This is a genomic window from Streptomyces sp. GDS52 (assembly GCF_052246875.1).
Taxonomy (GTDB): domain Bacteria; phylum Actinomycetota; class Actinomycetes; order Streptomycetales; family Streptomycetaceae; genus Streptomyces; species Streptomyces cathayae.
In genome coordinates, this window is record NZ_CM125966.1 from 970,909 (window position 1) to 993,543 (window position 22,635).

A 22,635-nucleotide genomic window follows, 5' to 3' on the forward strand; every position below is an offset into this window, starting at 1 on the left:
CTGCCGGCGCCTTGGCCGAGTACCGCCGCCCCGGGCCCTACACGTCGAGGTCCACCACGACCGGCGCGTGGTCCGAGGCGCCCTTGCCCTTGCGCTCCTCACGGTCGACGTACGCGTCGGAAACGGCCTTGGAGAACGGCTCGTTGCCGTACACCAGGTCGATGCGCATGCCGCGGTTCTTGGGGAAGCCGAGCTGGCGGTAGTCCCAGTACGTGAACGGGTGGTCGTACTTCAGCGGGCGCGGGACGACGTCGGTCAGGCCGGTCTCGCGCAGGGAGGCCAGGGCGGCGCGCTCGGCCGGGGTGACATGGGTGGAGCCTTCGAAGACGGCGATGTCGTGGACGTCCTCGTCGGTCGGCGCCACGTTGTAGTCGCCGAGCACCGCGAAGGGGCGGCTGCCCGCCGCGTCCCCGGCCACGGCCGCCTTCAGCGCCTCGAACCACTGGAGCTTGTACGCGTAGTGGGGGTGGTCCACCTCGCGGCCGTTGGGCACGTACACCGACCAGACGCGGACCGGGCCGCAGGTCGCGGAGACGGCACGGGGCTCCAGCTCGCCGTCGTACCCCGGATCGCCGGGCAGGCCCTTGACGACGTCCTCCAGGCCCACGCGGGAGAGCACCGCCACGCCGTTCCACCGGCCGGTCGCGTGCACCGCGGACTCGTAGCCCAGCTCGCGCAGTTCCTCGGCCGGGAAGCGCTCCTCGGCGACCTTGGCCTCCTGGAGGCACAGCACGTCCGTGCCGCTGCTCTCCAGCCAGGCCAGGAGCCGGGGCAGGCGGGCGGTGATCGAGTTCACGTTCCAGGTGGCGATGCGCATGTCCCACAACCTACCCGGCACCACCGACAATGCCCGCCCGGCGGTGGGCGGCCCCGGCTCACAGCTCGGCCGTCGCCCCGGGGGCGAGCCGCAGGTGCTCGGCGCCGCCGAGCTCGCCGATCTGGCGGTCGTAGATCGGACGGGCCAGATCGGTGAGCAGGGCGTCGTGGATGTCGTAGGCGCGCTCCGGCCGGACCTCGCGGACGTAGTCGATGACCTCCGAGATCTTGTTCCAGGGGGCCATGACCGGGAGCATCAGCGTCCGGACGGGGTGGTCGGGGACGGTGAGGGCGTCGCCGGGGTGGAAGAGGGCCCCGCCGTCGACGAGGTAGCCGACGTTGGTGACGCGCGGGAGGTCCGGGTGGATCACGGCGTGCAGCTCGCCGTGGACCTGGACGTCGAAGCCCGCGGCGGTGAACGCGTCGCCGTGCCCGACGGTGTGCACCCGGCCCGGGAACGCGGCCGAGAGCTGTTCCGCGACGGACCTCAGAGTCCAGACCGCCGCGGCCGGGTCGGCCTCCAGGGCGGCCCGCAGCCGGCCCTCGTCGAAGTGGTCGGGGTGCTTGTGCGTGACCAGGATGACGTCCGCGCCGAGCGCGGCGTCCTCCTCGCTGAACCCGCCGGGGTCGACGACGAGGGTGCGGCCGTCCTTCTCCAGGCGGACGCAGGAGTGCGACTTCTTCGTGAGCCTCATGGGCCCATCATGCCCCCGCGCCTCCGTCCGCGCGGGGTGCCCGGTGCTCACTCCCGGTCTCACTCCTGGGGGGTGGTCTCCTCCCGGACGACCTGCTGGGCCACCCGGAACGCGCTGTTCGCCGCGGGGAGGCCGCAGTAGACGGCCGCCTGGAGCAGGACCTCCTTGATCTCCCCCGGGGTGAGGCCGTTGCGCAGGGCCGCCCGGGTGTGGACGGCGAGGTCCTCCAGGTGGCCGCCGGCGACCAGGGCCGTGAGGGTGACGCAACTGCGGGTGCGCCGGTCGAGACCGGGCCGGTCCCAGACCTCGCCCCAGGCCGAGCGGGTGACGAACTCCTGGAAGTCGCCCGAGAAGTCGTCGGTCTGCGCCAGTACCTGGTCGACGTGCGCGTCGCCCAGCACCTCCCGGCGGACCTTGATCCCGGTCTCGTACGGGTCGGGCCTGCCCTGGGCCTGCGGCGGTACGGCGGCGGCGATCTCGGCGACGGGCCCGCCCTGCGGCCCCACCACCGCCCGCACGGCCTGGTCCGGGACGGCGGGCAGGACGGTCTGCCCGGTGGTCTGCTCGAAGCCGGGCTGCCAGGCGGTGGAGAAGTGCCGGACCAGCAGGTCGGTGACCGCGGCGGGCTGCTCCACCGGTACCAGGTGGGAGGCGCCGGGCACCACGGCCAGCCGGGCGTCCGGCACGCCGGCGACCAGCGTGCGGGCCTCGGCGGGGCCGGTGACCTGGTCGTCCGAGCCGACCAGGACCAGGGTCGGCACGCCGAGGCGGCCGAGTTCGGCCCGCACGTCGAACGAGGCGAGGGCCTCGCAGGCGGCGATGTAGCAGCCCGGGTCGGTGGTACGCACCATCTGCACGGCCCACTCGGTGATCGCGGGCTGCGCGGCCGCGAAGCCGCTGGTGAACCAGCGGTCGGGCGAGGTGCGGGCGATCGGGTCGAGCCCGTTGGTCCGGACGACCACCCCGCGCTGGCGGAACTCGTCGGCGGTGCCGAACCGGGGCGAGGCGGCGATCAGCGCGAGGGAGGCGACGCGCTCGGGGTGCCGCAGGGCCAGTTCGAGGCCGATCGCGCCGCCGAAGGCGCAGCCGGCGTAGCCGAAGCGCTGCACCCCGAGGCCCTCGAGGGTGGCGAGCAGCCGCGCGGTGAGCTCGCCGACCGATCCCGCCGGGTAGGCGGGCGCGCCCCCGTGCCCCGGCAGATCGAACCGGAACACCCGCCACTGCTTCGTCAGCTCGGGGATCTGCCGGTCCCACATGTGCCAGGTGGTACCCAGTGAGGGAGCCAGGATCAGGACAGGTGCCTCTTCCGGCCCGTCGAAGCGGTATTGCAGGGTGTTCGGTGGTGTCTCACTCACGCCCCAAACTCTCTCACGTGTCACGAGCTGTCACACGGCTGGGGAAAAACCCGGCGACTCCCGCGCCCGGCAGCGCCACACCGCCGGCGCTGGCGGAACCCTCGGAACCCGGGTACGAGTTCTCCGGCGTGCACACGTGGTCGCCCGGACAGTGCATCCTCCTGACACGCGTGCTCTCCCAGTACCTGCTCCGCAGAGCTTCCCGCTTCGGCGCGGCCTTCAAGCGGTCCGGTTTGCAGCAAAGCGTATAGTGTCGGCCCCAAGGGTCAGCACGACGCACCTGAAAGCCTTCCGGGATCTCACCGACCAGCAGCCGGAACTGAACCGCCGACTTATACGTCCGTAGCGGAGCGCGGTAGTCACGCAGGTCTTGCCGCCGACGCTGCCCTTGGTCTTGTTGCAGGCATACAGGAACAGGGTTCGTTTCACGGACCTCCCCTGCTGGAGCCGACGCCGGGACACGATGCGGTGGTGCGCTTCGCGGCACGGCCACACGTGGACCGCTCGCCCGACGGCGCCGCGGAGTTCGTGCGCACGAACGTGCCTGGCACGCGGTCGGCGCTTCAGGCGGCACTGCGCACCGGGACCGTGCGCAGTGCCCGCTGCTCGAATGACTACGGCTGGTGTCGGCGCACCGAGAAGCCGATCCCACGATTCGCCACCGGCCTTCTGGAAGGCTCGCCCGTCTCCGGCCCCCGGTCCACGGCGAAGCCATGCCGAAGGTCTCGCTGATCGTGGCCGTCGCGCAGCGATCTCCTCGAACCCACGCCGTTCGTCCGTTTCCGCCTCGGGTCCGAAGCTGACTGGGCATCAATTTCTTCGGAAAACAGATCTTTTCGGTGGTCGCTGCGAGGGAAAAGCCCGCGTCGCGACGATCCGTCCCGGTGACGGCGGCACCGGCGATGAGAAGACCTCATCCACTTCACTTGCATGACATTAACATGTCAAGTCTTCAACTCCCTTGATTATAACCACCAGTTACCACACTCTTTACTCGGCCTTGAGCGGAACGCAGCGCTCAGGGCCGTGTGCGCGACCCCGTGCGCACCCCCACATCGCGCGCCACACCCAGGCGCGCTTGCCTGAGGAGGACTCCCTCGCATGGCACAACCGCGTAGCAGGAAGATCCGCTTCGCCGCCCTCACCGGCGTTGCGACCGCCGCCCTTTTGGGCGGACTCACCGCGCTTCCCGCCCAGGCCGCCCCGGCCGAAGGAAAAGTACTCGCCGCCGACTCCCCCACGGCGATCAAGGACAGCTACATCATCACGCTCAAGAAGACCGCGGGCTTCAAGTCCGCGTCGAGCAAGGGCAAGGGCCTGATCACCAAGTACGGCGGCACGGTGGAGAAGACGTTCGGCAGCGCGCTGAACGGTTACACGGCGGACCTCTCGGCGACCGAGGCCAGGAGACTCGCGGCCGACCCGGCGATCGCCACGGTGGAACAGAACCAGAAGGTCCACCTCGACGCCACGCAGACCAATGCCCCCTGGGGCCTGGACCGCATCGACCAGGCGGCACGCCCGCTCTCCGGCACGTACACCTACCCGGACTCGGCGGGCAGCGGCGTGACCGCGTACGTCATCGACACCGGGGTGCGCATCACACACTCGCAGCTCAGCGGGCGGGCCTCGTACGGCTACGACGCCGTCAGCGGCGGCACGCCGTCGGACGGCAACGGCCACGGTACCCACGTCGCCACCACCATCGCGGGCTCCACCTACGGCGTCGCCAAGAAGGCCAGGATCGTGGCAGTCCGCGTGCTCAACGCCAGCGGCTCGGGGACCACGGCCGGCGTCATAGCGGGCGTCGACTGGGTCACCAAGAACCACTCCGGCCCCTCGGTCGCCAACATGTCGCTGGGCGGCGGCGCCTCCGCCGCCCTGGACACGGCCGTGCGCAACTCGATCGCCAGCGGTGTCACCTACGCGGTCGCCGCGGGCAACGAGAACGCCAACGCGTCCTCCTCCTCCCCCGCCCGGGTCACCGAGGCGATCACGGTCGGCGCCACCACCAGTACGGACGCCAGGGCCAGCTACTCCAACTACGGCTCGGTCCTCGACCTCTTCGCCCCCGGCTCCTCGATCACGGCGGGCTGGCACACCAGTGACACCGCGACCAACACCATCTCGGGCACGTCGATGGCGGCACCGCACGTCGCGGGCGCGGCCGCGGTCTACCTCGCGGGCCACACCACGGCCACCCCGGCACAGGTTTCCGCGGCCCTGGTGAACGGCGCCACTTCGGGCGTGGTCACCAGCCCGGGCTCCGGTTCACCGAACAAGCTTCTGCGTCTCGTTCCGTGACGCACCGTCAGGTGTGAACGCCGTTTCCCGGAGGCCGCCGTGCCATCGGGAAACGGCACTTGCCCGGCCGGCGAGCGGACGGAGCCCGCTCCAGCTGCTCCGGCCGGGCCTGTCCGGCGTGCATACGGCCGCGCAGCCCCTGAACGGTCGTCAGCGCGGCCTGCCGCGCGGGGTAGAACCGCCCGTCGACCCACCGTTGGAGCCGGGTGCGCAGCGGGGACAGCGCGGCGGCGCAGACGGCGGTGGCCGCGGCGGCCGCGACCGGTGAGGACCGTCCGGCGCCGAGGCCGGCCACGAACGAGGCGGCCGTGTAGAAGCCCAGCAGGATCGTGGTCACCAGGCCGTAGGTGACGGCGGTGCTGATCGCCCGGTCGATGTCGTAGAGGTCGTGCCGCAGGATCGCGATCGTGGTCGCGGCCGGAATCGCCAGGGCCGCCGCCGCCAGGCCGACGACCGCCGGCTCCGGCCCGCCGAGGAACAGGTAGCCGGCCCAGCACAGCAGCAGCGTCAGTGGCAGGAAGGCGGCACCGAGCGCGAACCACTTGAGCTGCGCCCGCCTCGCCTCGTCGGCCGCCCGCCGGTAGCGGACGACCACCGCCGCCGCGGACGCGATCAGCAGCCCGAGGAAGACCGGCAGCAGGGCGAACGCCACCGCGCGCAGTACCGGGAGGCAGGGCTCGGGCACCCGTACAGGGTGCGGCATCGCCTCGAACGGCGGCCGGAACGGTGCAGGGTCCAGCGCCGCGATCAGCATGAACAGCGGAGGCACGGCCAGCAGTCCGGCCGCCGCCCACCGCCGGCGCCGGCCCGACAGCCTCCCGTCGGGGAAGACCAGCATGAGCAGCGCGGCCGGGACGTACAGGAACATCCAGTCGCCCTGCGACAGGGCCGCGTACCACTGCGCGAACGCCAGGTCCGTCCGCCGCGCGAGGAGCAGCCCGCACAGCTCGCCGACCGTGAGCCACACCGCCGTAGCGCCGACCAGCACCAGCAGCAGCCCGACCACGCTGTCCGGACGGCGCACCGCCACCACCACGCCCAGCACGACGGAGGGCAGCCCGAACGCCACACCGATCGCGAACGCCGTGGTGGCGCCCCCGTCACCGCCGAGCACCGCCAGGATCACTCCGGCGGCTGCCAGCACGCTCGTCAGGACCGCGGCGGCGACAGCGAACAGACCCCGAGTTGCCACGCACCCAGGGTAGTGCAGCGGTCACCCGGAGTGAATACGTGGCAGCACGGAGAACGGTTCCGGGCCCGCCCCGATCCGCGGACCCGACCCGCGAACCCAGACTGCGGACACGACACCGGTATTTCCGACCCCGGTACTTCGTCCCTCACTCAGGAGGACCACGTGAACCGCACCCGCCTTCTTGTCACCGGACTGGTTCTGTCCGCCCTGCTCGGCCTCATCGACGTGATCTCGCTGCCGTTCGGAGACGGTGGGCACCCTCCGGTCGCGGTGGCCGTCGTGGGTGCCGCACTCGGGCTGATCACCCTGGTCGGCGCCGTTCTGGCCTGGCGGGGCAGCCGCGCCGGCGCGGTGGCCGTGATCGTCACCCGGCTGCTGTCGGGGCTCAGCGCCGTCCCGGCGTTCTTCGTCGACGACGTGCCCGGAGCGCTGGTCGGCGCGGTCGCGTTCGCCCTCCTCGTCACCCTCGCCGGCGTCGCGCTGGTCGCCTCGGCACTGCGGACGCGGGCCGTGACGGAGGGGTGACCATGTCCTCCACCACGGCGGACACCGCCCCGGCACGCCGGACACGCCGACCCGCCGCCCCGTCCGCGACCTGTGCGGCTTCTGGCGGGCGACGGCGACGGTCCTCGGCACGGTGCTGCTGGGGCCGGCCCTGTGGCGGGCACGCGTGGTGCCGCTCCGGCTCGCGCTCGGGTTGACGGTGTCACAGCCCGTCCACCTCGCCTCGGTGCTGAGCGGTGTCCGCGAGCTCGACCTGGTCGGCTGGGGGCTCACGGCGGTCGGCTTCGCGGCGGCCGGCCGACTGCTGCTGCGCATGCAGAACGACGGGTTCGACCTGCCGCCCCTGCGGGACTGAGCGCCCGGCCGGGCGGCGCGTCATCCCCTTCCCCGTATGAAGGCGGGGGAGAGAAGTCGACTCCGAGTCAGCCCTTCTGCCGCTCCACGAGATCCCTGAAGTGTTCCAGGTCGTCCCGGACCGTCCGCTCGACCGCGTGGATCTGGGCCATTCCCTTCGGACCGCCGAAGGCGTCCTGGATGCCCTGCGGGTCGTACTCCATCCGGATCTGCACCTGGCTGTGGTCCCTGTCCAGGGACCTGACCGCGAGGGTGCCCTGCAGCTCCGGGCTGCCCTGCGTCTGCCAGGTGATGGTCTGTTCGTCGGAGCGGTCGGAGAGAACGGCCTCGAACACCTGTTCACCACGGCCGGTCCGGACATCGAGACGGGCACGGTCACCGCCGCGTGCAGCAGCGCGCTGCACCCCGTTCATGAACGACGAGTACTCCTCAATGCGGTGCAGCTGGTCCCACACCTTCTGTGCCGGGGCGCTGATGTCGATGTGCTCCTGGAGCCTGCTCATCGCGGACCTCGCCTCCTGGCCCGGCCACCCGGGCACATGGTCCCTTCCAGGTTGCGCCGTGAGTCGGCCACCTGGCAACCAGACCGGGAAGCGCCCTGCCGATCACGAGCACGGCCGGCCCGTCAGCTCCTTGGCCTGCTCGGCCTTCGGGCAGGGCTGATTCGAAGTCGTGGTGATCACGCTGCGGCGCTGGTCAGCTGATGCCCAGGAGCTCGAGCGGGCGGGTGAGGGATCTGCAGGACATCTCGCGGAGTCCGGTGGCGATGCTGCGGTACACGGCCGGCGCATCGCGGCGGCGCGAGCGCGGGCGGTCTTGCCGTCCACCGTCGGGGGGGTCGGCGGGGTCCTGGCCGGTCAGATCCGCCAGACCGCCCGGGCACACCGCGCCGACCACCTGGCGGATCGTGGACAGCGACGGCATCCGAAGGTGGCCTGCACGGCTGTTACGGAGCAGGTCAGACCCCGAGCAAAACACGCACAAGCCAGTAAGAACTACGGCTGTGCCAAGCGTCTGATCCAGGCCTCCTACCGCCCCTCAGCGAGCCCGGAATCTGCGGGCTTTCCTCAGCGTGTGCCGGTCGTCGCAGTGCTGTAGGCGTACAGGGCGACGACGCCGACCACACAGGCGAGGATCATCCAGGAGGCGAGGCTCATCCGTCTCCCTTTGCGCCCGGACCGTTTCGGCTTCCCCGACCGCTGGGCCCGGCCGGGTGCCGCCGGGGCGGGCGGTGCGGGGTCGGCGGCGGTCTCGGCGAGCAGGCGGCGGCAGGCCGTAGCGAGCTCGCCGGTGCCGGCATCGAGCGGTAGGACCATCTCCGAACGCGCCGGAGCGGTGGTGCCGCCGTCGAGGATACGGCCCGCACGGAGCAGGATTTCGTCCCTGCGGCCCGAGGGGGCGAGACTGATCCAGCGCTGCACATGCTCTCCGCGGATGACCACTCCCCCGGCCCGGTCCCGGTACACCGTGTACCGGCGCCAGAGCATGTCCGCCAACTGCGTTGCGGTTTCTCTCAGTTGGGCGCTCAAAACCCGTCCCCCAGAGCCGTACGGTCAATCGAACGGGAATCGTACTCCAGCGTCTCCGTTTCGCTCGGGGCGGCCCACCGCGAGGTGAGGCCCTCGCCGATCTCGCCGACCGCCTCGGCCCGGAGTCACAGCGCTGAGCATCGGCTGGCGAGGACCCCCACGACCATCCGATGATCCACAACAGCGACTCGTCATCACCCCCCCATGAGCCCGCGGAGTCGCATCGTGTGACTGAGTCTTTGACCTGGGCCGTGAGCGGCCGAGGTGGCCCGGGCGAGTATCGGAGGTGGCCCACACCCCAGATCTGGGAGGTCAGGGGCGGACGGCGGCCACCAGCTCGCCGGTTGTCACCACCCGGGCGAAGCCCCCGCCGTGCAGCGAGACAGCACTCGCCCGGGCCAGCTCGTCGGCCGTCAGGCGCCAGCCGTTCGGACCGGTCAGGTCGAAGGTGTGGGTGGCGTCGAGAGGGACCAGCACGTCGTAGCCGAGGTTGCCGCCCATGCGGGCGGTGGTCTCCACGCACATGTTGGTCTGGATGCCGGCCAGTACGACCTGGGTGATGCCCACCGCCTTGAACCAGTCGTCAAGGTCGGGGGTGCCGTAGAACGCCGAGTTCACGGACTTGGTGACGAGCAGCTCCGGCCCGCCGCCCTTGCCGCGCCGCTCCTCGACGTACTCCTTGAAGTCGTTGCCCTCGTACCCGGTCCGCAGCGGGGAGCCGGGCTTGTTGGAGTCGTGCCGCACGAAGACGACCGGCCGGTCCGTGTCCTGCCAGGCCGCGATCAGGGAAGCGATGTTCTCGTCGGCGGCCGGGTTGTTGCGCGGGCCCCAGAACTCCGACTCGTCGAAGCCCTTCTGCACGTCCACCACGACCAACGCCGCGTTCGATGTGATTTCCATGCCCACGATCCTGCCGCCGGGCGAGGCCGGTTCACAGGAGACGGAAAGACAGCGATCGATGGTTTACTGCCAGGATGACCCGACCAGCACCGGCCCACCGCATCGCCCTGCTCGCCTTCCCCGGCATCCGGGCCTTCGACGTCTCGGTGATCACCGAGGTATGGGGCGCGGACCGCACCGACCGCGGGGTGCCCGCGTTCGAGTTGCGCCGGGTGGCCGTCGGCCCCGAACCGGTACCGATGCGCGACGGGCTCGCGCTCGCCCCGGACCGCACCCTCGCCTGGCTGCCCCGCGCCGAGCTGATCCTGGTGCCGGGCCTGGACGACCATGTCACCCCGGCGCCCGAGCCGGTCCTTGCGGCACTGCGCCGCGCCCACGTCCGGGGCACCACCATCGCCGCGCTGTGCGGCGGGGCGTTCACGCTCGCCCAGGCGGGCCTGCTGGACGGCCGCCGGGCGCTGACCCACTGGGCACTGGCCGATCAGCTGCGGGCCCGGCACCCACAGGTGCGGGTCGAGCCGGACGCCCTGTTCGTCGGAGACGGCAATCTGTGGACGTCCGCCGGCACCGCCGCCGGCATCGACCTGTGTCTGCACCTGGTGCGCGCCGCGCACGGCGCGGAGGCGGCCGCGACGGTCGCCCGGTCCATGGTCACCGCACCGTTCCGGACCGGCACCCAGGCCCAGTTCATCGAGCATCCGACACCGCACGCCGACCGCGACACGGACACGCTGGCCCAGGTACGCGCCTTTGCCCTGGCGCATCTCGACGAGCCGCTCACCGTGTCCGCGCTCGCCGCCCGTGCCGGGATGTCGCCGCGCTCCTTCGCCCGGCACTTCGCGGCGGCCACCGGGACCACCCCGCTGCGCTGGCTTGTGGGCCACCGCATCGTGGCGGCCCAGAAGCTCCTCGAACGCACCGACCTGCCCATGCCCGAGGTCGCCCGCCGGTCCGGTTTCGGCAGCGAGGTCACCATGCGCCAGCAGTTCGCATCCCGCCTGGCGACCAGTCCGCGCGCCTACCGGGCGTCGTTCGCTGCACCGGACAAGCCCTGCAGATAGCGGTGCAAGGAGGTCTTCGGAATTCCGGTCTTGGCCGCGATCTGGCCGAGGCTGCGGTCCTGCTCCTTGGGGAGCTCGGCGTATTCGATCTTGTCGTCGGGGTGGGCGACGGGACGGCCGATACGGCGGTCGGCGGCTTCGGCGACAGCGCGGGCGTGGGCGTGGGCGTTCGGAGGTGAAGGGGCGTTCCCTCTCGGCGAACAAGGCCACTTGGCCAACCCCCGCCACCGCCGGGACACCGATACGAGAACTCTCACGCACGCAGCCCCGGAGCCGGTGAGGGCGGCTCCAGGGCTGTCATGAGTTCCTCCGGGCGCCGGCAGCGCGAACGCGCCGCACTGCCCTCACCCGTCTACCGGCAGACGCTCGCCTGTGGGCGTCAGGGGGTGGTGCGTGCCTCGGCGGCGGAGATGACCTTCTGGCGCTGCTGGTGGCGTCGTTCGTACTCCTGGACCTGGCGGGCGACGCCGGCGGGGACGTTCTGCACCTGGGCGGTGAGCTTGTCCGGGCTCATGGTGTCGTAGCCGGGCCAGGGTTCGCTGCCGCGCAGCTGCTCGATGGCGTCCAGGACCGGGGGGCGGTTGGAGTGGGTGCGCTCGTATCCCTCGATGACCGTCAGGTCCGACTGGGAGAGTGTGCGCAGCTGCTGCTGGATTTCGTCGACGCTGAGCTGGCTGAAGCGGAGGATCGGCAATTCCTCCTCCCGGGTCACCGCACCCTGGACCTTTTCGGCCATGCGGGTGGGCCCGGGCATCTCGCGCACCGCGCCCCCGGCGGCACCCCGGGCCCGTCGGCCGCCGCTCTGGGCGACGTCTTGCACCCGGTTGGCGGCGGTCCGCACGGCGTGGGCGGCCGCGTCGGCCCAGCCGCCGCCGTTCTCCTGGATGAAGCCGTTGGCCGCGGCCGCCACGGCCCGGGCGTTCTGGGCGACGCTGTCCTCCAGTTGTTCGAGCAGTTCCTCGTCCTGGCGGCGCAGTGCGGCGAGCAGGTCGGCGGTGGCCTGGTCGTGGGCCACTTCGGCGATGCTCTGCCCGGCCCGGCAGGCCGCCAGCGCCCGGGCGGTGACCGCGTACTCGTCCTGGGCGTTTTTCAGCAGCCGCCGCTCGTCGTGGGGCCGCTGGCCGCGCAGCATGTCCGTTATGAGCGTGGATCCGATCGTCAGCGGCAGCATGACGGTGCGCACGGCGCTGCGCGAGATGAACCGCGCGATATCGACGCGGTCCCCGACCAGCCCGCTGCGGGGCCGCAGCTCGCGCATGTGGTGCTCGATGCGCCGGAGGCTGTCCTGGACCTCGTCCACCTGGCGCTCGAGCATCTGCCGGTACGGGCCGGGTGGCGTGATGGTCGCATCCGCCCGCAATCGGTCGACGACCGCCTCATGTGCCTCACGAGCGTCCTCCAGCGCCGGTACCAGCGCGTCCGTCATCACTGTCATGGGGTGGCTCCCTGGGGTGGGGGTCAGGCGGCCGGCCCACGCCCGCCGCGCGTCGGGAATCGGCTGTCTGCGGCCAGTGCCGAGGCCGGGCAGCCAGGGACCATCCTGTGGCACCCCCGGCAAGACTGCCCGGCGACCGGGTCCGCGTCCGATACGGCCAAGACCGGCCGGGACGCCTCAGGCCTGCCGCCGGCCACCCCGGTGGGGCCCACGGCACCAGGCGGAAAAGACCTTCCGGGGCGGCCCGACCCCCGGGTGGGCGCCGTGGTGAAGGCAGCGTGGGCCGAACGGGTGAGGGCGGCGGAGGTGCTGTGTCGAAAATCCTGATCACGCGTTGGTCCGGGCGTGAATCCTCGCGTCGATGACGCGGTGCCCCGTGCGGCACCGCCCGGGCCGACCCGCTCCCGGCCCGATCGCGCCGGCCTGGGCGCCGGTGTCCGGCGGGACGGCAGGCGGGGCCGGGCCGTGATGGTCATCGGCTCAGCGGTGCTCGTTGCCGCTGCCGGGGTGCGTGTCCTCGCGGACCGGCTCGCTTGAAAGACTCAGAACCGGGTGGCCGGGACCGACCGGACGGTCCGGGCTCGACCGCGGCGGCAGCCGGGATGGATGCGGGGGCGTGCCTGCGTGATCAGCTGGTCGAGGCGATCGCCTCCCTCCGTCGGCAGGCAGCGGTGATGCTGTCGCACGCTCCCGGCCCTGTCGGTGGAGCCGGTGCCGCCGGGCCGGAGGGCGAGTCGTCACCTGGCCCGCGGCCCTGATCAGAACCCGGGCGGCTTCAGGTCGTTGCCTGCGCTGCTTCCGTGGACGTTCAGGCCCCCGGGGTTGTCCGGCACCCGGGGCGAGTCGCTCCAGCCCGACGGAACGCTCAGACCGCCCTCACCGCGAGAACGACGCCGCCCGGGGAGCGCTCCACCGGGCTGACCTCGCACAGCGCGGCGAAGCCGGACCGCGTCAGCCGGTCCGGGAGCACGGTCGTTTTTCCTGCGGCGCTCCTGCGTCCACCGCACGCGGGGGGACGCAGGAGCGTGCCGCCGGGTGCGGTCGAGAATGTCCGAGAATCGTCTCGATCATGTGAACCACGTGCTCGCACGAGCGTGCGACGACGTCCTGCGAGCCCCGTCCGGCGCCGGGTCGGCCGGTCCGGGCAGCCCGCCGGGACCGGCTTCGGGGACCGGGCACTCGGGGGCCGAGTCGGTGCTCTCGCCGAGGAAGCCGCCCGACTGGTGCTGCCACAGTTTGGCGTAGGCACCGTTCGCCGCGAGCAGTTCCTCGTGGGCGCCCTGTTCGACGACGCGTCCGCGGTCGAGGACGACGAGACGGTCCATTCCGGCGACGGTGCTCAGACGGTGGGCGACCACGAGGGCCGTACGTCCGTCCATCAGCCGCCACAGGGCGTCCTGGACGAGGAGTTCGCTCTCCGAGTCCAGCGCGCTGGTCGCCTCGTCGAGCAGCAGGATCGGGGCGTCGCGCAGGATGGCCCGGGCGAGGGCGACGCGCTGGCGCTGGCCGCCCGAGAGTTTGACTCCCCGCTCGCCCACCAGGGTGGCGAAGCCGTCGGGGAGTTGTTCGGCGAACTCCGTGACGTGCGCGGCCTCGGCCGCCGCGCGGACCTCCGCATCGGTGGCGCCGGGCCGGGCGAAGGCGATGTTGTCCCGCAGGCTGCGGTGGAACATCGCGGGTTCCTGCGGAACGTAGGCGATCAGTGAGCGCAGGTCGCTCTGGCGCAGCCGGCTGATGTCCTGTCCGCCGATCAGGATGCGGCCGTCGTCGATGTCCGACATCCGCAGCAGCAGCCGGGTGAGTGTGGTCTTGCCGCCGCCGGACCTGCCGACCAGACCGATCCGTGCGCCTGCGGGCACGTCCAGGTCGAGGCCCTCGAAGATCGGCTTCGCACCCGTGTGGGCGAAGGTCACCGCCTCGAAGCGGACGCCGGTGTCCCGCAGTGCGAGCGGTTCGGGTTCGGCCGGGTCGAGCACGGTGGGCGGGTCCAGCAGCAACTCCGTGAACTGCGCGGCCTCGGTCATCGAGCTCTCCAGCCGCCGGTAGATCTGGTTGAACTCGAACATGATCTGGGTCGCGTTGGAGTAGTAGGTGAAGGCGACGACGATCTCCTCCACTCCCTGGCCCGGACCGCCGAAGGCGACGGCGACCAACAGGCCCAGCACGTTGGTCAGCACGGACAGGGGGGCGATCAGGGTGTCGACGCGCAGATTGCCGTAGTCCCACGACGTCAGCGTCAGGCGCCGGGAGTCCGCGACCCGGCTGCGGTGTTCGTCGGCCTCCCGCCGCTCGGCGGCGAACGCCCGGATGGTCTCCATGTTCATGAGGCTGTCGGCGACGTGGCCGGAGACCCGGGCGATCGCGGCCTCACGGTCGTTGACGAGCCTCTGCCGGCGGCGGATCAGCGGTGTCGCGGCCACCACGGTCAGCGCGATCATCACCAGGAGGCCGACGACGAGCATCGGTTCGTAGCTCCACAGCACCACGGCGCCGAACACCAGGGGGACGAGACTGCCCACGATCCGGTACGTCAGCGTGTCGACGAAGTCCTCGAAGCGCTTGCCGTAGCTGAGCACCCGTTTGGTCAGGGAGCCGGCGAAGTTGTCGTGGAAGAACGCGGCGTCCTTGGCGAGGAGTTCGTCCATGCCGCTCACGTACAGGTGCTCCATGCCGAGGGCGTCCACGCGGTTCAGGCAGTGCTGCCCGACCCGCCACACGGCCTCGGCGAGCAGCAGCGTCACGCCGAAGCCCAGCACGTACGGCAGCGCCGAGGCGAGGGTGAGACCGCCGTCGCCGGCGGCCTGTCCCGCCAGTTTGGCGATCAGCAGGGGGGCGACGTAGCGGATGCCGATGTTGCCCACGGCCGGCAGCAGCAGCGCGGGCAGCGCCAGCAGTCGTAGTCGCAGCAGTTCCCGGCCGTAGCGGCGCAGGGCCAGGACGACCGCGCTCCTGCCCGGCGCCGGCCCTCGCGTATCTGTTGTCCCCATCACACTCCCGGAGGTTCGGAAGTCGGAAGTTTCCCGTCAGGGGAGGCTCCCGGTCCAGGCATTTACCGCGGACCGGTGAGAACCGGACACCTCTGCGCCGCGTTCGGCGTACGCGGCGCAGCGGTGTCCGGGGGTCAGCGGTGTCCGGGGGTCAGCACGGGTCCCGCCAGACCCCCAGTTCCAGCTTCTTGCGCATGGACGACAGTTTCAGTTCGCGGGACTCGGCACAGAATTCACCGGTCGGCTCCGCGTACTCCACGTGGAAGACCGCCTTGCCCGCCTCGATGAACGGAGTGAGTTCGGCGCACTCGCCGTACTGCGCGCACTCCTCGTTGACGGCGAAGTCGAAGTCGTCCACGAGCTGCGGGATCTGCGGCAGGTCGTTCTTGAGGCCCACCGACAGACCGCGTGCGTGCGCGATGTCCGCGATCATGCGGTTGTAGCGGAGCTGGTCGGCGGCGGTGAGCGGGAACCCGGTGTCGTTGCCGTAGCCCTCCATCAGGTCCGGCTCCACCGCGTCGAAGCCCTTGTCCCGGCACATGTCGAACCGTCGCTCCATGATCGGCTTCAGTACGGGGATCCGGCGGATGTCCAGCCAGCGCTCGCCCTCCCAGCCGTTGTTCCTGCCGAGGACGGAGCGCGGGAATTCGTCCCGGTCGGGCCGGAAGTCCTCCCAGGCGCCGACGTTGACGTAGCAGATCACCTTGCGGCCGTCGCGGTGGAGGCGGGCCACGTCCGCGGCGGTGTTCTCGAAGCCGTCGATGTCGTAGACGGGCACCTCGACCGACGGGTCGGCCCTGCCGTCGAGCTGCCACTGCCAGGCGAGCCCGGGGCGCGGGCGCCAGCGTTCCCCGCCGGGGGCGGGGGAGGTCCCGGTCGGGGCCTCCGGTGAGGTGCGGGGCGGGGCGGAGCACCCGGTCAGGGCCGTGACGGCCAGCACGAGCAGCACGACCGACGCGATCAGCACGGGCGGCGCGGTCGACGCGGCCGGCACCCTCGGCGCGGGCGTGTGGGGCGGAGGCTTCCCGGTCATGCTCGTCCCTCGGTTTCGGCCACGGTCAGGGCAGGGGTCAACTCGGCCCATGGGTTGGGCAGTTCGCCCGTCACGGGGCAGCAGACCCCGGCGCCGCGGTCCTGTGCGGTGCGTACGGCCAAGGGTACGAGTGCCTCGGGCACGCCGTAGACGAGGTGGCAGATCCGTTCCGGTGGGTGCGGCTTCGTCCGGGCGGGGCGGCTGAACGCGGCGGCGTAGGTGGACCAGTGTCCTTCGAAGGTGACGGTCAGGTCGGCGAGGCGGACGTAGCCGGGCGCCGGGTCCACTCCGGGGTTGAGCACGACGGTCCGCGCGCCGGCCCCGCGCAGGGACCGGACCAGCCTGCGGCAGCCCGGCAGGCCGTCCGGCCCCGCGCTCACCCGGTCCAGGAAGCAGCCGTCGACCGCGTACCACTCCCGGTGCCGGCGCGCGTCGGCGGTGACCGCGGACGGGTCCCGCGCGCCGTAGTCGGTGTCGACGTAGCCGAGCAGCCGGGCTCCGGCCGCCCGCAGCGCCTCCGCGACCGCCGTGAACGCCTGGTCCGGCCCGGTCCCGGGGCCGTTCGCGGGGTTGAGCACGACGGAGTGGGTGCGGTCGGCTGCCGTGATCAGCCGGTGCCAGGCGCCCGGGTCCTCGGCCGGGTGGACGTACAGGGGGATCAGCAGGCTCACGGCGTACGGCCGCCTTCCGCGCCGGCGTCCGCCCACAGCGCGGCCAGTGACTCCTCGAGGGGGTACGAGGGACGCCAGTCGAGTGCCTCGCCCGCCGCCGTGATGTCGGAGCACTGCCAGGACACCGCCGCCGAGCGGGCCGATCCGCCCGTGGCCCCCGTGGCCCCTGCGGCCTCCTCGATTCGTCCCCCGAAACCGGCCCGGCGGGCCAGCAGGTGCACCAGGTCGCGCACCCGGACCGCCTCGCCGCCGCCGATGTTGAGCACGGGCGGGAGCGGCCCGGCCGCCAAGGCGGCGAGCACCGCCGCACGTGCGACATCGCGTGCGTCGACGAAGTCGCGGTACGCGGACAGGTCACCGAGCCGCAGTACCGCCCCTGTTCCTGCCTCCGGCTCGGCCGCGCCGGTCTCGCGCAGCAGGGCGGCGACCCTGCCGGGCAGCCCGGTGGGCGGCGCGCCCGGTCCCACCGGATTGCCCACCCGCAGCACCACCGCGTCCAGGCCGGAGGCCGTCACCACCGCCGTGCCCGCGAGTTTGGTCGCGCCGTACGGTCCGAGCGGGCGGGTCGCCGCCGTCTCCGTCACCTTGGTGCCCTGTTCCCCCGGGCCGTACTCGGCGGCCGACCCCAGGTGCACCAGGCGTGCCCGGGGAGCGGCCTGCCGCAGTGCCGCACACAGGACGGCGGGGCCGCGGGTGTTGACCTCGGCCAGGGTGACCGCGTCCCCGGCGGTCGCGCCCGCGCAGTTGATCACGGCGTCGGGCGCCGCCTCCGCCAGGGTCTTGGCGAGCCGGTCGGGGGAGTCGGTGGCCAGGTCGACGCGCAGACCCGCGCCGGCCCCCGCGGTCGAACGGCCGGCCTCGGGCAGCTGGGTGTCCGGCAGGCCGCGCAGGTGGGCGACGACATGACGGCCCAGGTAACCGGTGCGGCCCAGGACGAGAACGCGCATGGGTGCTCAGGCCCCCTTGAGCAGCATGGACTTGCGGGTGGTGAACTCCGCGTTGGCCCGGTCGTAGTCGTCCGGGCGTCCGATGTCCAGCCAGTATCCGTCGAACTCGTAGGCGTGCGGCGGGCGCTGGGCGGCGAGGAGGTCCAGGACGAGTTCGTCGAAGCCCAGCGGGAGGCCGGGCGTGTAGCCCTCGAGCGTCGAGCGGGACAGCCCGTAGACGCCCATGGAGACGCGGTAGTCCATGCTGGGCTTCTCCGTGAAGGCGACGACCTGGCTCGCCCGGGTGGTCAGCACGCCGAAGTCGATGCGGACCTTGCGGGCGTAGGTCGCGATGGTCAGCGGGGCACCGGATTCCCGGTGCCGGTTCAGGACGTCGGCGTAGTCGAGGTCGGTCAGGACGTCGCCGTTCATCACCAGGAAGGTCTCGGGCAGCCGCTCGCGCAGCGAGAGCAGGGGGCCCATCGTGCCCAGCGGGTTCTCCTCGGTGGCGTAGTCGATCTCCATGCCCCACTGGGAGCCGTCGCCGACGTAGGCGCGGATGATCTCGCCGAGGTGGCCGATGGCGATGGTGCAGTGGGTGAAGCCGGACGTGGCGAGCTGGCGCAGCACGATCTCCAGGATGGCGTGCTGGTCGCCGATGGGGACGAGCGGCTTGGGGAGGGCCGTGGTGTAGGGCCGCAGCCGGACGCCCTTGCCTCCGGCCAGTATCACTGCGTGCATGGGGCTTCTCCTTCGGATCCTTCGTGTTCCCGGGGACGTGCCGGACACCGGCCGGACGGTGCGGGCCGGGTGGTGCGGGCCGGACGGGTCAGATGTTGTAGATGCCGGTCTTGTAGCGGGCCAGGTGGGCCGGGTCGCGGAAGAACTCCACGGTCCGGGCGAGCCCCTGCTCCAGCGTGTGGGCGGGCTTCCAGCCGGTGGCGGCGGCGAGCCGGGTGGCGTCGGCGACCAGGCGCATCACCTCGGAGTTGGCGGGCCGCAGCCGTGCCGTGTCCTCCCGCACGTCGAGGGCGCTGTCCATGACCTTGCCGATCAGCGCGACGAGGTCGCCGACCGAGATCTCCCCTCCGGTCCCGGCGTTGAAGGTGCGGCCCACGACCTGCTCGGCGGGTGCGGTGCCGACGGCGAGGAAGGCCTGCGCCGTGTCCTTCACGTAGGTGAAGTCCCGCGTGGGCCGCAGGTCGCCGAGGGTGATGGTGCGTTCCCCCGCCGCGACCTGGCCGATGACGGTGGGGATCACCGCGCGCATCGACTGGCGCGGCCCGAAGGTGTTGAACGGCCGCAGCGTCACCACCGGCGTGTCGAAGCTCGCGTGGTAGCTGTCGGCCAGCCGGTCCCCGCCCGCCTTCGAAGCGGCGTACGGGGACTGGGTGTTGATGGGGTGGTCCTCGGTGATCGGCACGGTCCGCGCGGTGCCGTAGGTCTCGCTCGTGGAGGTGTGCACCAGCCTCGGTGTGCCCAACTGGCGTACCGCTTCGAGCACGTTGAGGGTGCCGGTCACGTTGGTGTCCACGTAACTGTGCGGCGCCCGGTACGAGTACGGGATCGCGATGAGCGCGGCCAGGTGGTAGGCGCTGTCGGCTCCTTCGAGCAGTCCGCGTACCGATCCGGGGTCCCGGACGTCGCCGAGGACGATCTCCACCTGGTCCAGGACGTCCGGGGACAGGGCCTCCAGCCATCCGTAGGAGGAGAAGGAGTTGTACTGGGCCATGGCCCGGACGCGGTGTCCGGCGGCGACGAGCGCTTCGGTGAGGTGGGAGCCGATGAAGCCTTCGGCCCCGGTGACGGCGGCGAGCGGTGCGGAGGTCAACGCAGGTGTCCTTCCGGTTGCTTGAACGGGTGCGGTGCGACGGTGCGGTACGGGTCGCGGGTGGTGGTGATGTCGTGCGCGCGGGCGGTCAGGCGTGTACCGCCGGCCGGCCGAGCAGCCACAGCACGCACACCGACAGGCACAGGGCCGCGGCGGCGCAGCACAGCGGCAGGACGGCCGGGCCCGGTGGCAGGCGCAGCAGGGTGACCAGGGCGGCGCAGCCCGCGGCGGTCAGGCAGATCAGGGCGGGGGGCCAGGCGATGCCGAACGCCTGGAGCAGCAGGGCGGTCCACAGTGTCGCGGCGAGGAGCAGCAGGGCGGCGGGGTCGGCTCCGGTGAGGAGGGCCGCGGGCGTCAGCGGCAGGAGGTAGGCGAGCAGGCAGAGAGCGAGCAGGCCGGCCGACCGCAGGAGGAAGGCGGTGGGCGTCGCGGTCGCCCGCAGCGCCGCGACCGACCGGCCGCGGTAGCGGTACAGCAGCCACTCGGCCGGTCCCATGCTCACGGTCAGCACGATCACGGCGTACGGATGCTGTCGGCCCTCCAGCAGGACCAGGGACGCCGCGGCGAGGCCGAAGAGTCCGTAGGGCAGGGAGGCCCGCAGCGGTGGCCGGCGCGCGCCGGGGACGGGCGGGGTGCCGAGCACGCCCCGGAGCACCCGGCCGGTGGTGGCGAGCGTGGCCGCCAGCGCCAGCAGGGGCAGACCGAGCCTCAGCACGGGGCCGGGCTCCCGCCACGGCAGCAACGCGGCGCCGGCGATCAGCGGTGTCAGGGCCGCCAGCAGCAGCCGTTCCCGGGCGAGGACCAGCAGCACCGAGGCGGCGGCCAGGTACAGCGACTGTGCGGCGGCGGCCAGGACGACCGGTCCGCCGCCGGCCACCACGGCCGCGGTCGCCGTGGCCAGGGCCGCGCCGAGGACGGCTCCGGTCAGCAGGGTGCGGCCCGCCTCGTGGCGCCCCGTCGCCAGGCGCAGGTGGGCGCGGTGCCCCAGGGCCTGGCCCCAGGCCCAGGAGACGACGCCGGCCGCGATGAGGGCGGGCGCGTGCCGTGCCGCCTGCCCCAGCGGTGCGACGAGCAGGTAGGCGAGGCCGGGCAGGGCGAACAGCACGCCGCGCAGCAGGCAGCGCACGGTGTCGGGACGCCAGGGGTCGGGGGCGGGGGCGAGGTCGGGGAACGTCCTGGGGACGCGCTCGTACAGGGCGGAGGCCAGGGAGAACAGGTTCGGATGGCCGTACCGCCGCCGGATCACGTCCGTGGGCAGTCCTTCCGCCTCCAGCAGCGCGGCCACCTCGTAGGGGTGCACGGCGGGGCCGATGCGGTCGGCCAGGTCGGCGGCCAGCCGGTCCACCTCCTCCTGGTCCGGCACGGGCCGCGGTAATCGCATGGTGAGGGTGGTGTCGTCGGCCGGGAGGGCCCGCGGCGGCCGGAGTACGGCGGGCGGCCGGAGGGCGAGGGTGTCCTGTTCGGCCCCGCCCGGTTCCAGTGCCATGGGGCCGCTCATACGGCCACGCTCCTCGTCGCCCCGGGTGACGGAACCTGTGTGCGCTCGTCCGGGGGCGGTGCGGCACGGCCGGCCGGCTGCCGCCGGGGGCCGGAGAGCTCGAGGTAGACGGCGCGGAAGGTGTCGACGGTCCGGCGCAGGGTGAACTGCTCGATCACCCGGAGCCGGGCGGCCTCCCCCAGGGCCGCACGCCGTGCGGGATCGCCGAGCAGTTCCAGCGCGGCGGCGGCCATCGCGGCCGGGTCCCGGGGCGGTACGACGAGACCCGCGTCACCCACGGCCTCGCGGACTCCGCCGACATCGGTGGAGACCGTCGCCCGCCCGCAGGACATGGCCTCGATCAGCGTGAAGGGGAAGCCCTCGCTGATGCTGGAGAGCATCACGACGTTGCCGGCGGCGTACGCGTCCCTGATGTCGTCGACGCGGCCCTCGAAGACGACGGCGTCCCCGTGACCGAGTTCGGCGGCCAGGGCCTCGCACCGCTCCCGGTAGGCCTCCCCGCCCCGGGGTGTCCCGCCGAACAGCCGCAGCCGGACGCCGGGCTGTTCCGCCCTGACCAGGGCGAGGGCCCGGACGAGGGTCTCCAGGTCCTTGATCGGGTCGACGCGGCCGGCCCAGCTGAGGGTCGGCGCCTCCGGTTCGGGTCCGGCCGGCGGGAAGGCCTCCGGGTCCACCCCGTTGTAGACCGTGCGGATCGACGCCGGGTCGGCCCCGCCCTCCTCCTCCCACAGCCGGTTGTAGCGGTTGCCCGGTGTGATCAGGGCGGCCCTGCGGTAGCTCTCCTCGGCCAGCAGCCGGAAGAAGCCCAGGACGAGCGCCTTGACCGGCCAGCGGTAGGGGCCGGTGCGGTAGCCGAGGTAACGCTCGCGGAGGTAGACGCCGTGCTCGGTGAGGAGCAGGGGGACGCCGTGCCGTTCCAGGGCGGCCAGTCCGGGCAGGACGGCGATCCCCCCGCTGACCGCGTGGGCGACCCCGTCCCTCGGCAGGGGCGCGGCCAGCGGGCGCAGGGCGTGCTCGAGCAGTCCGGTGGCGGTGACCGCGTCGTGCAGCGTGGGGCGGGCCTCACGGACGACCAGGCCCCGGCGGTTCCACACGGCGGTCAGCACGGCGATCGCCCGGTCGCCGCGCAGGAACGGGCCGAGTGTTCCGTCGGCGGCGGCCCGCGCCATGGTGTACAGGGCCGGGGCGAATCCGCTCTCCGCGCACGGGTCGAGCAGCGCCGTCAGGAACTGCTCGTAGGCACCGGCCAGGACTTCGCGCGGCCGCCGCCCGGGCGGACGGCCCGCGGGCGGGGGTCCCCACATCGGGACGGTCAGGAGGTTCGAGACGTGTGCGGGCAGGTCCCACACGACGGGTTCGCGGCCGGTGCCGGTGACGGCGAGGACGTCGAAGTCGATGTCGGGCATGCCGCGGACGAGTTGGTCGCACCAGACGCTCACACCGCCGTGACTGTGCGGATAGGTGCCTTCGGTGAGCAGGGTGACGCGCGCCGAGCTGGGGCGGCGCGCGCCGTGGTGAACGTACATCGGTGGGCTCCACGGCCG

At 72.5% G+C, this 22,635-nt stretch carries 23 protein-coding genes; 5 read left to right on the top strand and 18 right to left on the bottom strand.

Annotated features, from left to right (window positions below):
- Positions 1 to 37: 37 nt before the first annotated feature.
- Genes ACTWJ9_RS04395 through pcaDC form a run of 3 tightly spaced genes read right to left on the bottom strand, consistent with a single transcriptional unit; the run spans position 38 to position 2,866 of the window.
- Entirely contained in the window at positions 38 to 817 is a 780-nt protein-coding gene (locus ACTWJ9_RS04395) for an exodeoxyribonuclease III (protein WP_279332718.1), read from the bottom strand.
- 58 nt (positions 818 to 875) lie between these two features.
- Positions 876 to 1,511, bottom strand: a complete 636-nt coding sequence (locus ACTWJ9_RS04400; protein WP_443295223.1) for an MBL fold metallo-hydrolase — start codon at positions 1,509 to 1,511, stop codon at positions 876 to 878.
- Between the two features lie 59 nt (positions 1,512 to 1,570).
- A complete protein-coding gene (gene pcaDC, locus ACTWJ9_RS04405; protein WP_387039966.1) occupies positions 1,571 to 2,866 on the bottom strand; it encodes a bifunctional 3-oxoadipate enol-lactonase/4-carboxymuconolactone decarboxylase PcaDC in 1,296 nt (431 codons plus the stop codon).
- 471 nt (positions 2,867 to 3,337) lie between these two features.
- On the opposite strand from pcaDC, the gene ACTWJ9_RS04410 reads away from it, so the two are divergent.
- Positions 3,338 to 3,598 carry a hypothetical protein gene (locus tag ACTWJ9_RS04410; protein WP_341483671.1) on the top strand — a complete coding sequence of 87 codons (261 nt, stop codon included), beginning with the start codon at positions 3,338 to 3,340 and terminating at the stop codon, positions 3,596 to 3,598.
- A 369-nt stretch (positions 3,599 to 3,967) separates the two neighbouring features.
- Positions 3,968 to 5,170 carry a S8 family peptidase gene (locus ACTWJ9_RS04415; RefSeq protein ID WP_387039967.1) on the top strand — a complete coding sequence of 401 codons (1,203 nt, stop codon included), beginning with the start codon at positions 3,968 to 3,970 and terminating at the stop codon, positions 5,168 to 5,170.
- A 7-nt stretch (positions 5,171 to 5,177) separates the two neighbouring features.
- On the opposite strand, the gene ACTWJ9_RS04420 is transcribed toward ACTWJ9_RS04415, so the two are convergent.
- Complete coding sequence (locus tag ACTWJ9_RS04420; RefSeq protein ID WP_443295224.1) at positions 5,178 to 6,362, bottom strand: hypothetical protein; 1,185 nt, start codon at positions 6,360 to 6,362, stop codon at positions 5,178 to 5,180.
- A 162-nt stretch (positions 6,363 to 6,524) separates the two neighbouring features.
- On the opposite strand from ACTWJ9_RS04420, the gene ACTWJ9_RS04425 reads away from it, so the two are divergent.
- The gene (locus tag ACTWJ9_RS04425) at positions 6,525 to 6,887 is read left to right on the top strand and encodes a hypothetical protein (protein WP_279332841.1); all 363 of its coding nucleotides are present in this window, start codon (positions 6,525 to 6,527) and stop codon (positions 6,885 to 6,887) included.
- Positions 6,888 to 6,999: 112 nt separating this feature from the next.
- Entirely contained in the window at positions 7,000 to 7,221 is a 222-nt protein-coding gene (locus tag ACTWJ9_RS04430; protein ID WP_387039971.1) for a hypothetical protein, read from the top strand.
- Between the two features lie 67 nt (positions 7,222 to 7,288).
- Here ACTWJ9_RS04430 and ACTWJ9_RS04435 read toward each other — a convergent pair whose 3' ends face one another.
- The 4 genes from ACTWJ9_RS04435 to ACTWJ9_RS04450 all read right to left on the bottom strand — a co-directional run bounded on the left by ACTWJ9_RS04435 (position 7,289) and on the right by ACTWJ9_RS04450 (position 9,649).
- Entirely contained in the window at positions 7,289 to 7,723 is a 435-nt protein-coding gene (locus ACTWJ9_RS04435) for an SRPBCC family protein (protein WP_279332843.1), read from the bottom strand.
- 193 nt (positions 7,724 to 7,916) lie between these two features.
- The gene (locus tag ACTWJ9_RS04440) at positions 7,917 to 8,144 is read right to left on the bottom strand and encodes a hypothetical protein (protein ID WP_443295225.1); all 228 of its coding nucleotides are present in this window, start codon (positions 8,142 to 8,144) and stop codon (positions 7,917 to 7,919) included.
- A gap of 143 nt (positions 8,145 to 8,287) precedes the next feature.
- Entirely contained in the window at positions 8,288 to 8,707 is a 420-nt protein-coding gene (locus ACTWJ9_RS04445) for a hypothetical protein (RefSeq protein WP_279332844.1), read from the bottom strand.
- Positions 8,708 to 9,061: 354 nt separating this feature from the next.
- Positions 9,062 to 9,649 (bottom strand): cysteine hydrolase family protein, encoded by a 588-nt coding sequence (locus ACTWJ9_RS04450; RefSeq protein WP_279332845.1) that lies wholly within the window; start codon positions 9,647 to 9,649, stop codon positions 9,062 to 9,064.
- 74 nt (positions 9,650 to 9,723) lie between these two features.
- Here ACTWJ9_RS04450 and ACTWJ9_RS04455 point away from each other — a divergent pair, with 74 nt between their 5' ends.
- Positions 9,724 to 10,710 carry a GlxA family transcriptional regulator gene (locus tag ACTWJ9_RS04455; RefSeq protein WP_443295226.1) on the top strand — a complete coding sequence of 329 codons (987 nt, stop codon included), beginning with the start codon at positions 9,724 to 9,726 and terminating at the stop codon, positions 10,708 to 10,710.
- Here ACTWJ9_RS04455 and ACTWJ9_RS04460 read toward each other — a convergent pair.
- The 10 genes from ACTWJ9_RS04460 to pelF all read right to left on the bottom strand — a co-directional run bounded on the left by ACTWJ9_RS04460 (position 10,668) and on the right by pelF (position 22,617).
- Positions 10,668 to 10,928, bottom strand: a complete 261-nt coding sequence (locus ACTWJ9_RS04460; protein ID WP_387039972.1) for a helix-turn-helix domain-containing protein — start codon at positions 10,926 to 10,928, stop codon at positions 10,668 to 10,670. The two genes, ACTWJ9_RS04455 and ACTWJ9_RS04460, sit on opposite strands and share 43 nt — an antisense overlap.
- Before the next feature lie 161 nt (positions 10,929 to 11,089).
- Entirely contained in the window at positions 11,090 to 12,145 is a 1,056-nt protein-coding gene (locus ACTWJ9_RS04465) for a hypothetical protein (protein WP_387039973.1), read from the bottom strand.
- A gap of 1,067 nt (positions 12,146 to 13,212) precedes the next feature.
- Positions 13,213 to 15,132, bottom strand: a complete 1,920-nt coding sequence (locus ACTWJ9_RS04470; RefSeq protein ID WP_279332849.1) for an ABC transporter ATP-binding protein — start codon at positions 15,130 to 15,132, stop codon at positions 13,213 to 13,215.
- Positions 15,133 to 15,283: 151 nt separating this feature from the next.
- Complete coding sequence (locus tag ACTWJ9_RS04475; RefSeq protein ID WP_279332850.1) at positions 15,284 to 16,165, bottom strand: endo alpha-1,4 polygalactosaminidase; 882 nt, start codon at positions 16,163 to 16,165, stop codon at positions 15,284 to 15,286.
- Positions 16,162 to 16,836, bottom strand: a complete 675-nt coding sequence (locus ACTWJ9_RS04480) for a spherulation-specific family 4 protein (protein WP_279332851.1) — start codon at positions 16,834 to 16,836, stop codon at positions 16,162 to 16,164. Before ACTWJ9_RS04480 ends, ACTWJ9_RS04475 begins: the two co-directional genes overlap by 4 nt.
- Positions 16,833 to 17,783 carry an NAD-dependent epimerase/dehydratase family protein gene (locus ACTWJ9_RS04485; protein WP_279332852.1) on the bottom strand — a complete coding sequence of 317 codons (951 nt, stop codon included), beginning with the start codon at positions 17,781 to 17,783 and terminating at the stop codon, positions 16,833 to 16,835. The genes ACTWJ9_RS04480 and ACTWJ9_RS04485 overlap by 4 nt, the downstream gene beginning before the upstream one ends.
- Positions 17,784 to 17,789: 6 nt before the next feature.
- Positions 17,790 to 18,503 carry a sugar phosphate nucleotidyltransferase gene (locus ACTWJ9_RS04490; RefSeq protein WP_384199413.1) on the bottom strand — a complete coding sequence of 238 codons (714 nt, stop codon included), beginning with the start codon at positions 18,501 to 18,503 and terminating at the stop codon, positions 17,790 to 17,792.
- 88 nt (positions 18,504 to 18,591) lie between these two features.
- Positions 18,592 to 19,593 (bottom strand): GDP-mannose 4,6-dehydratase, encoded by a 1,002-nt coding sequence (locus tag ACTWJ9_RS04495; RefSeq protein ID WP_384199411.1) that lies wholly within the window; start codon positions 19,591 to 19,593, stop codon positions 18,592 to 18,594.
- Positions 19,594 to 19,681: 88 nt separating this feature from the next.
- Positions 19,682 to 21,091 carry a hypothetical protein gene (locus ACTWJ9_RS04500; protein ID WP_443295227.1) on the bottom strand — a complete coding sequence of 470 codons (1,410 nt, stop codon included), beginning with the start codon at positions 21,089 to 21,091 and terminating at the stop codon, positions 19,682 to 19,684.
- Positions 21,088 to 22,617 carry a GT4 family glycosyltransferase PelF gene (gene pelF / locus ACTWJ9_RS04505; protein ID WP_279332856.1) on the bottom strand — a complete coding sequence of 510 codons (1,530 nt, stop codon included), beginning with the start codon at positions 22,615 to 22,617 and terminating at the stop codon, positions 21,088 to 21,090. Before pelF ends, ACTWJ9_RS04500 begins: the two co-directional genes overlap by 4 nt.
- Positions 22,618 to 22,635 lie beyond the last annotated feature (18 nt).

Excerpts from the sequence above, each read along its gene's own strand:
- ACTWJ9_RS04395 (WP_279332718.1), bottom strand. The coding sequence starts at position 817 with ATGCGCATCGCCACCTGGAACGTGAACTCGATCACCGCCCGCCTGCCC.
- ACTWJ9_RS04400 (WP_443295223.1), bottom strand. The coding sequence starts at position 1,511 with ATGAGGCTCACGAAGAAGTCGCACTCCTGCGTCCGCCTGGAGAAGGAC.
- ACTWJ9_RS04415 (WP_387039967.1), top strand. The coding sequence starts at position 3,968 with ATGGCACAACCGCGTAGCAGGAAGATCCGCTTCGCCGCCCTCACCGGC.
- ACTWJ9_RS04435 (WP_279332843.1), bottom strand. The coding sequence starts at position 7,723 with ATGAGCAGGCTCCAGGAGCACATCGACATCAGCGCCCCGGCACAGAAG.
- ACTWJ9_RS04440 (WP_443295225.1), bottom strand. The coding sequence starts at position 8,144 with ATGCCGTCGCTGTCCACGATCCGCCAGGTGGTCGGCGCGGTGTGCCCG.
- ACTWJ9_RS04445 (WP_279332844.1), bottom strand. The coding sequence starts at position 8,707 with ATGCTCTGGCGCCGGTACACGGTGTACCGGGACCGGGCCGGGGGAGTG.
- ACTWJ9_RS04450 (WP_279332845.1), bottom strand. The coding sequence starts at position 9,649 with ATGGAAATCACATCGAACGCGGCGTTGGTCGTGGTGGACGTGCAGAAG.
- ACTWJ9_RS04455 (WP_443295226.1), top strand. The coding sequence starts at position 9,724 with ATGACCCGACCAGCACCGGCCCACCGCATCGCCCTGCTCGCCTTCCCC.
- ACTWJ9_RS04465 (WP_387039973.1), bottom strand. The coding sequence starts at position 12,145 with ATGACAGTGATGACGGACGCGCTGGTACCGGCGCTGGAGGACGCTCGT.
- ACTWJ9_RS04470 (WP_279332849.1), bottom strand. The coding sequence starts at position 15,132 with ATGGGGACAACAGATACGCGAGGGCCGGCGCCGGGCAGGAGCGCGGTC.
- ACTWJ9_RS04475 (WP_279332850.1), bottom strand. The coding sequence starts at position 16,165 with ATGACCGGGAAGCCTCCGCCCCACACGCCCGCGCCGAGGGTGCCGGCC.
- ACTWJ9_RS04485 (WP_279332852.1), bottom strand. The coding sequence starts at position 17,783 with ATGCGCGTTCTCGTCCTGGGCCGCACCGGTTACCTGGGCCGTCATGTC.
- ACTWJ9_RS04490 (WP_384199413.1), bottom strand. The coding sequence starts at position 18,503 with ATGCACGCAGTGATACTGGCCGGAGGCAAGGGCGTCCGGCTGCGGCCC.
- ACTWJ9_RS04500 (WP_443295227.1), bottom strand. The coding sequence starts at position 21,091 with ATGAGCGGCCCCATGGCACTGGAACCGGGCGGGGCCGAACAGGACACC.
- pelF (WP_279332856.1), bottom strand. The coding sequence starts at position 22,617 with ATGTACGTTCACCACGGCGCGCGCCGCCCCAGCTCGGCGCGCGTCACC.